This is a genomic window from Paenibacillus puldeungensis (assembly GCF_042678945.1).
Classification (GTDB): Bacteria; Bacillota; Bacilli; order Paenibacillales; family Paenibacillaceae; genus Fontibacillus; species Fontibacillus puldeungensis.
In genome coordinates this window covers 60582-75069 of sequence record NZ_JBHTLM010000021.1, presented here as the reverse complement: position 1 = coordinate 75069, position 14488 = coordinate 60582, and the positions used below count along the sequence as shown (strand labels likewise).

The following is a 14488-nucleotide window of genomic DNA, read 5'->3' as shown; positions in this document are numbered from 1 at the left end:
CTGAGCCCCGCCCAGCGCAGCGCGGCGGGGGCGGCGCTGGGCTTCCTGGCAGAGCGCCAGGAAGCGGCAGCCCGTGGGGTGCGCCGCGAAGCGGGCGCGCCTCAGCCACTCACGCGGTCGCTGCCAAAGCACGACCGCGCCCCGTCCCGGCTGTTCCCCCGTCCAGCCGGAGCCAGCCCGCCGCGCTTCCTGCTCTGGGCCGTAACCGGCGCCGGGAAAACCGAAATGATTTTCCCGTTGCTTCGTTACGTGCTGGATCAAGGCGGGCGGGTTATGGTGGCAACGCCCAGGCGGGACGTCGTGCTTGAACTGGCCCCGCGAGTAGCAAAAGCCTTCCCGGAGGAACGGACGGCCGTCCTATACGGAGGTAGCCCACAGCGCTGGGAGGAAGCACGGTTAGTCCTTTCGACGACGCACCAACTGATGCGATTTCATGAGGCTTTCGATTTGGTCATTATCGACGAGCTTGATGCGTTTCCTTACCACAACGATCCGATGCTAAGCTTCGCAGCGGAAACGGCATGCAAGCCTGAAGGCAGCTTTGTTCTGCTATCGGCGACGCCTCCTACTGCCATGCAGCGGGAAATCCGTGCCGGAAAGCTGCCCCATGCCAAAGTGCCTGCCCGTTACCACGGGCATCCGCTTCCGGTTCCTCGGCGTATTGCGATAAGACCTGTCCAGGATTGTTTACGCCGACAATCGCTACCGACAGTACTGCTTCGCCCCTTGCAACATTCCATTCGCAGCGGCGCACAAATTTTTCTCTTTGTTACGCGAATTGGGCAGATTGTTCCTTTGGTTACGCTGCTTCGTCGCTTTCTCCCGGGGATTCCTATCGAAGGAACTTCCTCCGAGGACAAGGGGCGAACGGATAAAGTGCTGGCTTTTCGCGCCGGAACCATTCGGCTTCTGGTAACTACCACGATTTTGGAGCGGGGGGTCACCGTACCTAAAAGCGATGTCTACATATTGGATGCGGACAGTGACCTGTTCGATGAAGCATCACTGGTCCAAATGGCTGGCCGTGCCGGCCGCTCTGGTGATGATCCGGCGGGGACGGTCATTTTTGCCTCTCCGGAATGGACCAAATCCCAGCGCGGAGCCGTACGTCAAATTCGTTTGATGAACGCCACCGCCAAACGCGATGGCTTTTTAAAAGAAAAGGAGGGAGAGCGAACATGAATCAGTTATTTTATTCTCCGAGAGGGCGCCATATCCAGGTACGAGATCGGGAAGCCATTGCGCGCCGAATGATATGCGATTTTTCCTGCACCGACCTTTATGAGAGCTACTCAAACATGGATGGAGGAATCGAGCAATCTCCTGGAACAGGCATATTGAACTCGCTGCTCAACCTGTTCGCTCCACCTCAGATTCCCTGCCTAGCCTGCGGCAAGGTCATTTCTGAACGTGTTCGGGACTACCCGGAATTATGCGCCTCGTGTTTTGCCTCGATCCCGTGGATTCGAAAACCGCGCTGCATAACGTGTGGCCGACCCGTAGGCTGCCCGGATTGCAGTAGGCCCGAGTTACCCGCGCGCAGCTACTTAATGAATCGCAGTGCCGTAGCGTATAACAAGGTGATGCGCGAATGGTTAGCTCAGTATAAATATCGCGGAAATGAAGCTTATGGTGTTGTACTGTCCCGTATGATGGAGCAGGCGTATTTTTCGATGATCAAGGAATTGGAGACTTTAAGCAGAGGTGAACGGTTCCGCTTTGATGCGGTCACCTTTGTTCCAGTAAGCGATGACCGTCTCCAGGAAAGAGGCTTCAATCAGGCGAACCACCTTGCCTATGGCGCCGCTAAGGCAGGTCGGCTTCCACTGCTTTCCTTGCTGGAGCGGTCCCGGCATACGGAGAAGCAGAGCTTCAAGAGCCGCTGGGAACGTCTGAATAATCTGCAGGATGTATTTCGCCCAAATGACGATGCAATTGAGCGCCTGTCCGTCGCTTTGTTGGAAAACAAATATAAAGGGAAGCGGAAAGGGACGCTGTCATCTTCAAAATCTCTTTTTACAGAAGCTAATCAGGACGACGTGGCTGTCCCCGTCCGTCTACTCCTGGTAGATGACATCTACACCACCGGCAGTACCATCGAAGCCTGTGCCAAGGTGCTTCACCAGCTATGCACAGCTATTGGACGCCCAGCGGAGGTTTACAGCTTAACCTGGGCGCGTTCCTAAATTTGACAAATCTTGCGCCAAGGCGTACAAAAGATATAGACGAACTCCGCTAAAATAGGGTAATCTATCATCAAACTATTGTTTTTTTGAAAGGGCGAGTAAGAGCATGGGGATCAATGTTGGAAATTGTCCACGTTGTGGTAGATTGTTTGCTAATAACTTCAGAGAAATTTGTCCCTCATGTATTAAAGACATCGAGACTGAATACGAGAAATGTCTGGAGTATTTACGTGAGGAAAAGCAAGCGACGATCCAGGAAGTCTCCGAAGCGACCGGCGTCTCCATACGGCAAATTACTAAATTTATAAAGGAAGGCCGCATTTCGGTAGCCAATAATCCGAACATGATGTATCCTTGCGAGGTTTGTGGTGTCCTTATTCGTGAAGGGAATATGTGCGATTCGTGTCGTACTAGGCTTACCCGTGATTTAGCCGCAGCTACAAGAGAGGAATCCAATAAGCAATCCGGCTCGGATAACCAACGCGGGACGGGCGCTTACAACGCGCTCAACAAATTTCGCACACCGTAATCGACTAAATTTCCAATGAGTTGGCATAATATTCTTCATAAACCAAAGGTTCGCTATTAAAAATGTTTCTTAAGACGCCGATAAACTTATTAAAGATTATCGGCTTTTTTATTTGGAATGAAAGGGTGAAGCCCATGAAAATTAATGAAACCGGACGGGTTGGAGCCATCAATAAATATCAACGTCAAGTGGATTCGCTACGAAAAGATATGGATAGCAAGACACGCCGTAAGGATGAAGTATCTATTTCCGCGGAGGCCAAGGAATTATTGAAAGCCCAAGAGGGAGTTACCGATCAGGACCGTGCTCAGCGCCTTGAGGATTTGAAAACGCAGGTGTCTACCGGAACATACCATGTTGATGCTGGTAAACTTGCCGAAAAGCTCGTTCCGTACTTCAAGTCTTTTTTTAACGATAAATAGGGGGCGGCTATGTCAGTTCAGTTATTAATCGAGAGTCTCGCGCAGATGGATGAACTTCATGCAGGTTTGCTGGAACTTATGGAACAGAAGAAACAGGCTATTTTGAGCAGAGATTATGAGGCATTGGTGCGTACGCTATCACGCGAATCTAAGATGGTGAAGACGATCGAGGAACGCGAGAAGCAGCTTATTGTGTCAGCACAAGCCTTTCTGCAATCCAAAGGAATCAAATCGCAATTGGAACTGACAATATCTGAAATTCTCAGGCTCGTTTTTGATCCCGAAGAAAAACGACAGCTGGATGATGCACGAAAGAAACTGGGTGATCGATTGGTCGAGTTGAAACGTGTTAATGCGCTAAATCAGGAACTTATTACCCAGTCGCTTTCTTTTATCGATTTCTCCTTGAATCTGATGATAGGAGGAGAAGATAACGATACTATCTATTCTCCTCCAAAAGCTCAGGATAAAAAGCCGACGATGAGGAGCATGTTCGATACAAGAGCTTAATCTAAAGAAAACGTTAAAGGGGAAATGCAGATGACGTCCACTTTTCATAGTATAGAGACTAGTAAGCGAGCCCTATTTGTCAATACCGTATCTATGCAGACTTTAGGGCACAATGTTGCGAATGCCAATACAGAGGGCTATACACGGCAGCGAGTTAATTTGAATGAAGCTAATCCGATCTGGGCGATGGGGATGACAAAGAGTCAGCAACCAGGCCAGTTAGGAACCGGTGTTGAATATACCAGCATCACACGAATTAGAGACAGCTTTTTGGACACCCAGTATCGTCGTGAAAACCAAATGCTTGGATCCTGGGAAGTGCAAAATTCCAGTATGAATGCGATCCAAGGCATTTTGAATGAGCCTTCTACCAGCGGACTTAGCGCAGTGATGGATAAATTCTGGAATTCATTGGAGACCTTGAACCGTGACCCTTCTTTGCTAAGTGCGCGTGTAGCCGTTGCTGGTGCGGCAAGCAATCTGGTGGATACACTAAAGCATATTGGCGAGTCTTTAACCAACTTGTCCAATGATGTGAATTCCAATATTGATAAGAAAGTACTGGAAGCTAATAATATCGTTGATAATATTGCAAGACTAAATGTCCTGATCCGGGATAATGAGAGCTTTGGTGATAAAGCGAACGACTATCGCGACCAACGGGATTTATTGCTTGATAAGTTATCGACGATTGTAGACGTCCAGTATGCGGAAGATGATAGTGGTATGGTCAATATCACCTCGGCCGGAGTTAATGTGCTCGCTGGTGATACCGTAACGGCGCTTACAGCTGCCAATGCAACTGCAGCCACAGCGGGCCAGCTTAATGGCTATACCCAGTCGCTTCAACAAACGGATCTTATCCGCAACCAATTAAATGGGTTGGTTAACACGCTGGTGACAGGGGATATCAAGGTTACGTTAAGCAACGGCTATGTTACCTCTTCTGATTTAGTCGCACTTAACGATGTTACTGTTGATGGGATGGGTCTTGTTCCTGCGGGACAGACCATTCCGGCCAATTCAAAAATTACATCCTCCGTGGATGTGATGGTCAAAGGCTTCAATGGTTTGCATCAAATGGGCTACTCCCTGACTACCCCAACCTCTTCCGGGATTCCCTTCTTCGTATCGAATAGCGGAACGTTTACGATTGACGATATTAAAGTGAATCCGGAAATTTTGGCCGATACGAATAAAATTGCTGCTTCCTCCCAATATGAGAATGTAAATGGTGTAAGCAAGGCTATTCGGGGGAACAGTGATATTGCCATTGGGTTGGCCAGTCTAAGGGATGCAATCTTTACCTTCCCAGACTCGCTTACCTCTATGTCCGAAGGGACGACAGACGACTATTTTAGAGCGCTAACAGCTGATCTGGGGATTCGCGCCAGTAATGTAAAGCGCAATTATGACAATGAACAGACCTTAACTGATAATTTGCAAATTCAGCGTCAACAAGTCAGCGGAGTATCGATGGATGAAGAACTGGCCGATATGATCCGTTTCCAGCAAGCCTATAATGCGGCAGCCCGAAACATGACCACAGTTGACGAAATGTTGGATCGGGTAATTAATCAAATGGGACGCGTAGGATTGTAGTTATAGATATGGTTTTATAAAAAATGAAGGAGGCTCGATAAATGCGAGTAACAGGTATGATGCAAAACATTCAGTTGCTGAAAAATTTGCGGAACATTAATACGGCGATGATCACTGGTCAACAACAGCTTGCTACCGGGCAGAGAATCAATAAGCCGAGTGATGATCCGATCGGCACGGGGTACCAAATGCGTTATGATACAGATTTAGCACGCAGCCAGGAATTCTTGACGAATACTCAAACGGGCTCGGAAATTTTGAAAACAATGGACTCTCTCATGCAGCAAGCGAATGACGTTTTGAAACGGGCACGCACATTAACGCTTCAGGCAGCCAATGGTACCTATGATTTGGAACAGAGACAGACTATTTCAGCCGAAATCAAACAATTAAGAGAACAGATGGTGACCATTGGGAATAGTACATACAACGGCCGCTATCTATTTAATGGGCAGAAGACGGATCAGCCACCATACACCGTTGCAGGAGCGAACGGAGAACAAACCGATTCAGGGTTGTTTTATCTTAATGTGAGTCCTTCTGTGAAGGTGCCGGTGAGCATCACGGGCGAAGTGGTTTTTGGCGCTGCTAACACGGATAATGTGTTTAAAGTGCTGGATGACCTATCATCGGCGCTTGGCTCAAACAATACTTCAGGAATAAGTGCCGCGCTTGATAAAATTGATGCCTGTGCAGACCGGATATCGGTGAGTTGGGCTGAAATCGGGGCACGCACGAATCGTTTTGATTTAATGGAGAATCGTATTACCAATGACCAGGTCAGTTTGAAAGAACAACGTGCTAATGTCGCTGATGTAGATGTACCTAACGTGATTGTAGATTTGAAATCCAAAGAAACTGTACTGCAAGCTGCCCTTTCCACAGGGGCTAGAATTATGCAGACCTCACTTGTTGATTTTCTAAGATAAAGGTGGGGGTAAACAATGCCTGGTATTAGTTCAAACTTACCGCCTAATTGGGGAGCCTATCGTCCAGCAGAGCTTTCTATCCATTTACGCTCGCCCGAAATGTCTACAGATTGGACGAGCGTCTACAACGATATGGAGCTTAAACGGCCGGCAACTTTAGGCAAGGAGCTAGAACAGCAAGCGAGAACTACAACGATTCAAAATGTAGCGATTAAGGCTCAAGAAGGCGACCGGATGATGAATTCTATTGTTGCTGGAGAGAAAAATGTTTTTGGACGTATAGCGCATGACCGATATATGCGAAGCGGGCAAAAGGACATTACGGTTGAGGCGATCCCTCATCAGGGAGTCATCATCGATTTCCGCATCTATCCTCCTGAAATAAAAGTTGATCCGAGAGGGGTCCTGCCAAAATGAGGCAAATACATAGTGAGGCATATGGTTTGCTTGAGGTCGAAGAAAGCCAGATCTACTCCTTTGAGTCAGGTGTTTTAGGAATACCTGATATAAATCAATACGCTTTGTTTCCGATGGAGGATACCCCCTTTTTCGTACTGTATGCGCTTGGAGGTGAGGTAAGCTTTATCCTTCTCCCCTCGCAGCAGGCTGTTCAGGATTTCAGTTTCAACTTAACGGAGGAGGCAATTGGTCTACTGGAGCTTAAATCGCCTGAAGATGTTGGAACAATGCTGATCGTTAATATCGATAATGGGCAGCTGTACGTTAATTTAATGGCCCCCATTTTACTCTCTCCACATTCCCAAAAGGGATGTCAGTATATTATAAAGGACCAGGATCTCCCTGTTCGGTATCCATTGATGCCAAAGGAGGACTCCTAGATGTTGGTGCTAAGGAGGAAAATCGGCGAAACTGTAATGATTGGCAATGATATTCAAGTGCAAGTGTTGGGTGTCGAGGGAGATCAAATTAAGTTGGGGTTTTTAGCGCCTAAGGAAGTCCAAATATTAAGGCAAGAACTTTACGAAGGCATTGTTGCCGAGAATTTGGCAGCTAAGGAACAGATAAGCCATCTACAACAAGAACAAATCCTGACCCTGCTGAAAAATTTTAAAATGTAAATCATTTTGAAATGGGGAATACGGGATGAATATGAATATTAACCGCTTGGATTCAAACTTTTCTGACAATGTAAGGCCATTGGATTCGGTGACAAAGAAGTCGCTGCCAACCTTGTCTGACATCAACATCAATAATCCAGAGCTGAAGGCGCAGAAATTTCTTAAAGAGCAGCAGGAAGAGCTTGAAAAACAGGCCAAAAAGCTGAACGAAGCGATCGCTGCAAGCGGTAAGGAGCTAAAGTTTAAGTATAACGACGAAGCTGAACAATTATATGTAGAAATCATAGATTCGAAAACACAAAAGGTTTTGTCCAGTCTTCCGCCGGAATTTCTAATTGATCTATCGGTCAAAATGAAAGAAATGATAGGAATGTTTTTTGATAAGAAAATTTGAATATAATGTAAGAAAGGGTGAGTGATTATGTCTATTAGTTTTACAGGATTGGCATCAGGGTTTAATTCTGCAGACTATATTAAAGCTATCATGAATAAAGAAAAACTGCCGCTAACCCGACTTCAGACTAAGAAAGAAATTACAACCGCGTATCAGAATGTATTTAAATCTATTAATACGAAGCTAACTACACTGAAAGATGCTTCTATTGCTTTATCTGATTTAGGTAGCTTCCAGCTAAGTAAAGCTAGTTCATCCGATACAACTAAATTGAATGCTGTGGCAGAAAGCACGGCGGTTGCGGGCGATTATTCTGTAGTCGTTAACACGCTAGCTCAAAAGCAAGTGGTGGCTAGTAAATCTTTTAACGCAACCGACATTTATAGTGCTAGCAGTCCTGACGCATTTCCTTCTAGTCTGAGTATTGGTGGAGTTTCTGTTGATATTTCAGGGCTTAGTCTTGATGGAAAGAAAATGAGTGAAGTACTGAATGCAATTGCTACAAAAATAAATGGAACGGTTGGCATCCGTGCACAGGCATCGGTTATTCAGACTTCAAGTGGGCAAAATGCATTAGTGCTAACTGCAAAAGAGTACGGGAGGGCAAACCAATTTACGTTTGACTCTAGTTCAACTTGGGGATTTGCAAATAAACAAGCAGCTGATGATGCTAGTCTTGTGATCAATGGAATTGCAGTTACAAGTACAACTAACACAGTAAAAGATGCGATTCCCGGGGTCACATTAACTTTAGCAAACACAGGTTCATCAACAGTCAAAGTGGAGCAAGACGTTGATGGCATTGCATCCAAGGTGGATACATTTGTCAAAGCATATAATGATATTATTAATACGATTAAAGATAATACTCAGAAATCTACGAAAAATAAAGACGGTAGCCTCACACTGACTTTGCAGGGAGATCCTATGCTGCGGTCTTTGCGCAGTCAAATGGGGGATATGGTAAACAAGATCGTTGGGGATACTCCAGGATTTAAGTTGCTTTCCGATATTGGTCTGGAAGTTGATAAAGGGATAACCAGTGCTTCCCTTATGACCGGAAATATTACATTTGATAAAACGAAGTTTAAAGAAAAAATGCAAGAAAACCCAGCGCGTGTTGAGAAAATGTTTTCCGGAACAGCAGGAATCGATGGAATAGCAACCTTATTTAAAAACAGTGCGAAGGAATGGACCGACAGTGTAGATGGAATCATTACCTCAAAAATAAAAGGATATGATTCTGAAATCTCGTTCCTTACTGAACAAATTCAAAGTATGAGTGATCGCCTTGATCTCAGGGAAGCATCGTTAAAGCAAAAATATGTTAATTTGGAAGTTGTGATGTCTAAACTGAATAGTCAAAAAGATTGGATTACAAACCAGGCATCTATTCTTACAAAATCGTTATCACAAAAATAATTGGAGATGATCTTATTGGCATCGCCCAACTTAGCGGGCTATCAAGCCTATCAAAAGAACAAATATGAAACGGCTTCACCGCATCGTTTAACATTAATGCTGTATAATGGGGCCATTCAGTTCGCAGGTAATGCCAAATCGTCAATTGAAGAGAAGGATATTATAAAAACAAATAATTATGTTCAGAAGGTACAGAGCATCATTTATGAATTGATTTCTTCCTTGAATATAAAACAAGGAGGGCAGCTGGCTGAAAACCTGCAAAGCCTATACCTCTACATGATTGATCGTTTAATGGAGGCCAATATTAAGAAACAAACTGCGCCTTTGGAGGAGGTTATTGGCATGCTTCAAGAGTTGAAGTCAGCTTGGGAGGAGATCGGAAAGAGAGGAACCCTTGGAACTTAACTATTCCGAATTAGCTGAGCAAAGACAGAAGTTGTTCATGAAGCTCCTGGACAATTCCAAAGAGCAGTTGGAATACCTGGAAATAGTAGAGGAAGATGCGGAAAATAATTTGGTGCGTTTCTTGGAGTTACAAAAGGATTGGAATATGTGTACTCGAGAAATTGATAGATTGAATAATACTCTTCGGGACAAGGCCCCATCCTATGATGCATCTGATGAAGAATGGCGTATTAAGATTTTAGTAGATATAAATGATAACCTCGATAAGTTAGGCAAGGGTTTAATAGAAAGTACTGATCATACTGGAGAAAGCATGCAGAATGTCGCTAATCAGAGAAAGGTTCTAAATGCCTATTATGGTCTGCAACGAAATGACCAAATTCCATTGTACCTGGACGAAAAAAAATAGTCTCTTTTTCGCTAAAAAGCTAATAAAGTATTAACCTGCAACCGATAATATTATTAGGCCACAAGGATGTAGCCAATATAAACCAAATCACGGAGGATGATCACGATGGGAATGTTTATTAACACGAACGTTGGCGCAATTAACGCTAACCGTAATCTGAGCTTCAACAACACTCAAATGAGCAAGACAATGGAAAAATTGTCTTCCGGCTTCCGCATTAACCGCGCTGCTGATGATGCTGCTGGCTTGGCAATTTCCGAAAAAATGATTTACCAAGTAAACGGCTTGAACCAAGCTCAACGTAATGCTCAAGACGGTATTTCCCTCTTGCAAACGGCTGAAGGTGACTTGACTGAAGTTCACTCCATGTTACAACGTATGAACACTTTGGCTAACCAATCAGCGAACGGAACTTATCAAAATGAAGATCGCAAAAATCTGCAAAAAGAAGTAGATCAATTGGTTAAGGAAATTGACAGAATCACTGGTAACTCTAACTTCAATGGTGTGAGTCTTCTAAATTCTGCAACAACTGTTAAATTCCAAATTGGTGTTACTTCTGCTGAATCTTTGACTGTAAGCTTAACAAGCAACAAAGCTAGTGCTTTGAAAATCAGTAACTTGTCAATTAGTACTGCGACTGCTGCTGCATCTGCATTGGCAAAAATTAAATCGGCTATTTCTACGGTTTCTACTAATCGTGCTAACTTGGGTGCTTATCAGAATCGTTTGGAACATACCATTAACAGCTTGGGCGTAACTTCTGAGAACTTGTCTGCTGCTAATTCTCGCATTAAGGATGCTGACATGGCTTCAGAAATGACATCATTCACGAAGAACCAAATCCTTGTTCAAGCTGGTACAGCAATGTTGGCTCAAGCTAACTCAGCTCCTCAAGCTGTACTGAAACTTCTCGGATAATCGTTGAAAAATTGAACTTAAAAAAACCGGACATCTAAACTAGATGTCCGGTTTTTTTACTATATGCTATTGGGAAAAATGTACATATACCATCTATACAAATAGCATAACATTATACCGATAATTATAGTAAACCGAATGTTAGGGTGTGATGTTAGTGAGGGTGAAAATTAACGATTTTGAGGAAAAAATTATAGATAATAGTTTTCAAACGATTAACGAGTGGTGGATTGAATCCACAGCAGACATTCACACACAAGATCAGTTAATTTATTGTGTTGAAATTAATGGGCAATCTTTTTATGCTGGGTATGAACAATTAATAGTAGATAACTATCAAAGAATTGACTTCATCAGAATTGTTACAAAAACAAAGGGAGAAAGCATTGAAGAGACCTTTGTAACTGTTAAAGATTATTTAGATAAATTTATTCCCGCTTCATCTAGTATTGCTGATAGTTTTTATGGTGAACTTACAGACAAGGAATGGAGCAAATTTTCACAGCTTATTGAAGGTATAGAGTGGATTCTAAAAGCTATGGACTTTCTGGAAACTTTAACAATCAATGAAAAGCAGAAAAGAGCAACGATAAATATGAAAATTGAAATAGAAAGAATTGTTTCTGAGATGGATAATAATCTTCAAAGACAGGATTATGTTATGGTGGGAGATCTTATACAATATGAGTTGGTTACTGCTTTGCAGAATTATATGTTAGAAATTCAAGGATAGGAGCTTAAGCATGGATGTATTTGAAAAAAACAAAGCCTTTTTAAGTAAGCATTATCCAGCTTTAATACAAGGACTTGAGACACCATTGCAAGATGATTACGTGTACAAAATAGAGTTGACTCGTAATGAAGAGGTTAATCTTCTTCTTGAAATGAATCAAAACACTTATTATTTGCATAGTCGATATAATGCCCACCATGAAGCAGAAAGATGGGCTAAATCAATTTCAAGTCGAGTTGAGAACGTAGATAATTTATTACTAGTAGGTATGGGCTTGTATTTTCTTGAAGAACTGCTGGCTGTGACAAAAGCAAAATTTATTTATGTTTATGAACCCTTTTCTTTTATTTTTAGAGAATGGATGAACATAAAATTAATTGGACCGATTTTATCTGATCCCAGAATTCGATTATTTGCGTTGGGTGAAAGTGATTTTTTACCTATGAAAATGGCGAATGATATATGTGAACATATGACTGGCACTTTCGTTAAAATTACGCCTCCTATTTATGAAATATTGTTTCCAGGTCTATCAGAAAAATTTGAGATGTTGATGAAAGACACACTTATGCAACAGATTTCAAATATACAAACACGCGATCTAAACCAAAAAACATGGCTTGAAAATATTGTGTACAATTTACCTCATCTTATTAATAATTCATCAATTTCAGAATTGAAAGATTTATGGAAAGGCCAGAATGTAAAAGCTATTATTGTAGGCTCTGGCCCTTCGTTGAGTCAAGATATTCATTATTTATCACAATTGAAGGAAAAGTGCTTAATTATTACTGCTGGTTCAAGCATACAGGCTTTGGAACATTTTGGAGTGTATCCCCATTTTGTTGTTTCTATGGATGGAACCGAAGCTAATTTTCGAGTGTTTAAAAATGTTAATGGTATGAAAACACCTTTGGTTTTTTGTCCAACAATATATAATGAAATTCTTGAGGAATATAGAGGGCCGTTGTATTATGCAAAATTTCAAAATGATGTAATTACGCAGTACCTTTTTGAAGAGGGCGAGGAGCTCCCTTCTTTTATATCAACAGCAACCGTTACAGGAACTGCAATACAAATTGCTGAATATATGGGTATCACAGAGATTATATTGATGGGACAAGACCTATCTTATCCTAACAATAAATATTATGCACCTGGTGTAGAACACGTATCCCAAGAAGTTCAGGAAATCCATGTATCCCATTCTGAAAAAAAAGTTAAAAATGTTGATGGAGGCTATAATCGGACAAAGGGGAGTATGGAAGTATTATTGAGTGATATAGAGGTTCTTGTCAAAATAATGGCTCTAAAGGAGGTCCGAATCGTTAACACCTCTAAGGGTGGAGCTGTAATTGAAGGCACGGAGTGGAAGGCGTTGGATGATTTAGTTCCTGAGTTGCTCGAGGGGCCATCACAGGATTTTAATATCTCAAAACGAATCTCTAAGAAAAGTCACGATATCAAGGAGATACAATTACGGGAAGTCAGTTTGAATCTCAATTTAGCTCGAAAAGAGATAAAAAAGCTTGAATCTAAATTAGTAAAGTTACAAGAGGTCTTTAAAAAACTTGAAAAAGCAGTCTCAGCATATAATGTTAAGAGAACAGCAGATAGACTTTTTGAAATAGATTGTTTATGGAAATCTATCACTAAAATGAGTGCTTTTGATAGTTTTTACTATTATTCATTAGGACATTACATGAATGTATATATGAGGCATGTTACTAAAATTGTAGAAACAGAAGACATTATAGAAAAAGGAAAATTAGTTTTGAAACATCTAGGAGAGTTAACAAGAAAAATGCAAGAATTCTCTCCTATTATAATAGCAACCTTAGATCAAGGATTAACAAAATTAGATGAACTTATTATTACGTAAACATAGAATATACATCAGTCAGAGAAGTACACTAGACAATAAAAAGTAGGCGATTGCATGTTTGAAGATAAAGTGGTTCTGGTTACAGGTGGAACTGGATCTATTGGCAGTGAAATTGTTCGTTGTATTTTGAAAGAAAATCCCAAGGTTGTTCGTATTTATAGCAGAGATGAAAGCAAACAGTTTTATATGCAACATGAGTTAAAGGAGTTTGATAATATTCGCTATTTAATTGGCGATATAAGGGACAAAGAGAGATTGAGTTATGCTGCAGAAAATGTGGATTATATTTTTAATGCGGCTGCTTTAAAACATGTCCCATCCTGTGAATATAACCCTATGGAAGCCATTAAAACCAATGTACTTGGTGTGCAAAATATTATTGAAGTCGCAATACAACATAATGTAAAAAAAGTGATTGCTATAAGTACAGATAAGGTTGTGAATCCTATGAATACCATGGGCGCAACTAAACTTCTTTCAGAGAAACTAATTTCCGCAGCAAATCAATACAAGGGAAGCAGGGATACTATTTTTTCATGTGTCCGCTTTGGAAATGTAATGGGATCTCGTGGATCTGTTATCCCACTTTTTAAATCCCAGATCAGTCGGGGAGAATCTGTAACGTTAACACACCGAGACATGACTCGTTTTATGATGTCAATTCCTCAAGCGGCTGAGCTAGTTTTGAAAGCAGCCAGATTCTCAAGAGGAGGAGAGGTATTTGTTTTGAAAATGCCAACCTTAAAAATAAGTGATCTGGCAGTAGGACTTATAAGATCTTTTGAGAAAAAGTGTGGTTCTAAATATAATGGAGGACTAATAGAGGTAGGGATTCGGCCTGGTGAAAAATTATATGAAGAGTTAATGACAGCGGACGAAGCTGAAAGGGCATATCAAAATGATGACATGTATGTTATTGCTTCCCCATTCAACCAGCTATCATCAGAGTATAATGGATTTATTAGAGTAGATCATCGGGAATATTCATCTCTTAATGCCCCACAACTCACTTTAGAGGATATTGAGGAACTGCTAGTAAAATATCAATTAGGTTTCTAA

At 42.1% G+C, this 14488-nt stretch carries 18 protein-coding genes; all 18 read left to right on the top strand.

Features of this window, described 5'->3' with window-relative positions; translation table 11 throughout:
- Nucleotides 1–1182: helicase-related protein (locus ACFQ3W_RS21635; protein ID WP_379321320.1), on the top strand; the 1182-nt coding region annotated here is incomplete at its 5' end.
- On the top strand, nucleotides 1179–2186 hold the full coding sequence (locus ACFQ3W_RS21630) for a ComF family protein (RefSeq protein ID WP_379321319.1): 1008 nt from the start codon (nucleotides 1179–1181) through the stop codon (nucleotides 2184–2186). The genes ACFQ3W_RS21635 and ACFQ3W_RS21630, both read left to right, overlap by 4 nt.
- 112 nt (nucleotides 2187–2298) lie before the next feature.
- The gene (locus ACFQ3W_RS21625; RefSeq protein WP_379321324.1) at nucleotides 2299–2715 is read left to right on the top strand and encodes a TIGR03826 family flagellar region protein; all 417 of its coding nucleotides are present in this window, start codon (nucleotides 2299–2301) and stop codon (nucleotides 2713–2715) included.
- Between the two features lie 134 nt (nucleotides 2716–2849).
- On the top strand, nucleotides 2850–3137 hold the full coding sequence (gene flgM, locus ACFQ3W_RS21620) for a flagellar biosynthesis anti-sigma factor FlgM (RefSeq protein WP_379321318.1): 288 nt from the start codon (nucleotides 2850–2852) through the stop codon (nucleotides 3135–3137).
- 9 nt (nucleotides 3138–3146) lie between these two features.
- A complete protein-coding gene (locus ACFQ3W_RS21615) occupies nucleotides 3147–3647 on the top strand; it encodes a flagellar protein FlgN (protein ID WP_379321317.1) in 501 nt (166 codons plus the stop codon).
- Between the two features lie 30 nt (nucleotides 3648–3677).
- Nucleotides 3678–5249, top strand: a complete 1572-nt coding sequence (gene flgK / locus ACFQ3W_RS21610; RefSeq protein WP_379321316.1) for a flagellar hook-associated protein FlgK — start codon at nucleotides 3678–3680, stop codon at nucleotides 5247–5249.
- A 41-nt stretch (nucleotides 5250–5290) separates the two neighbouring features.
- Complete coding sequence (gene flgL, locus ACFQ3W_RS21605) at nucleotides 5291–6178, top strand: flagellar hook-associated protein FlgL (RefSeq protein ID WP_379321315.1); 888 nt, start codon at nucleotides 5291–5293, stop codon at nucleotides 6176–6178.
- 15 nt (nucleotides 6179–6193) lie between these two features.
- Complete coding sequence (locus ACFQ3W_RS21600) at nucleotides 6194–6595, top strand: DUF6470 family protein (protein WP_379321314.1); 402 nt, start codon at nucleotides 6194–6196, stop codon at nucleotides 6593–6595.
- Between the two features lie 26 nt (nucleotides 6596–6621).
- Nucleotides 6622–7017 carry a flagellar assembly protein FliW gene (fliW, locus tag ACFQ3W_RS21595; protein ID WP_379321313.1) on the top strand — a complete coding sequence of 132 codons (396 nt, stop codon included), beginning with the start codon at nucleotides 6622–6624 and terminating at the stop codon, nucleotides 7015–7017.
- Entirely contained in the window at nucleotides 7018–7257 is a 240-nt protein-coding gene (csrA, locus tag ACFQ3W_RS21590) for a carbon storage regulator CsrA (RefSeq protein WP_379321312.1), read from the top strand. It begins immediately after the preceding gene.
- Between the two features lie 25 nt (nucleotides 7258–7282).
- A complete protein-coding gene (locus ACFQ3W_RS21585) occupies nucleotides 7283–7651 on the top strand; it encodes a flagellar protein FlaG (protein ID WP_379321311.1) in 369 nt (122 codons plus the stop codon).
- A 27-nt stretch (nucleotides 7652–7678) separates the two neighbouring features.
- A complete protein-coding gene (gene fliD / locus ACFQ3W_RS21580; RefSeq protein WP_379321310.1) occupies nucleotides 7679–9073 on the top strand; it encodes a flagellar filament capping protein FliD in 1395 nt (464 codons plus the stop codon).
- A 6-nt stretch (nucleotides 9074–9079) separates the two neighbouring features.
- Nucleotides 9080–9481 (top strand): flagellar export chaperone FliS, encoded by a 402-nt coding sequence (gene fliS / locus ACFQ3W_RS21575; protein ID WP_379321309.1) that lies wholly within the window; start codon nucleotides 9080–9082, stop codon nucleotides 9479–9481.
- Entirely contained in the window at nucleotides 9471–9890 is a 420-nt protein-coding gene (locus ACFQ3W_RS21570) for a hypothetical protein (protein WP_379321308.1), read from the top strand. Before fliS ends, ACFQ3W_RS21570 begins: the two co-directional genes overlap by 11 nt.
- 105 nt (nucleotides 9891–9995) lie before the next feature.
- Entirely contained in the window at nucleotides 9996–10811 is an 816-nt protein-coding gene (locus ACFQ3W_RS21565) for a flagellin N-terminal helical domain-containing protein (protein WP_379321307.1), read from the top strand.
- A gap of 157 nt (nucleotides 10812–10968) precedes the next feature.
- On the top strand, nucleotides 10969–11544 hold the full coding sequence (locus tag ACFQ3W_RS21560) for a hypothetical protein (protein ID WP_379321306.1): 576 nt from the start codon (nucleotides 10969–10971) through the stop codon (nucleotides 11542–11544).
- Nucleotides 11545–11554: 10 nt separating this feature from the next.
- Nucleotides 11555–13426 (top strand): motility associated factor glycosyltransferase family protein, encoded by a 1872-nt coding sequence (locus ACFQ3W_RS21555; RefSeq protein ID WP_379321305.1) that lies wholly within the window; start codon nucleotides 11555–11557, stop codon nucleotides 13424–13426.
- Nucleotides 13427–13483: 57 nt separating this feature from the next.
- Nucleotides 13484–14488, top strand: coding sequence for a UDP-N-acetylglucosamine 4,6-dehydratase family protein (locus tag ACFQ3W_RS21550; protein WP_379321304.1), 1005 nt, complete (start codon nucleotides 13484–13486; stop codon nucleotides 14486–14488).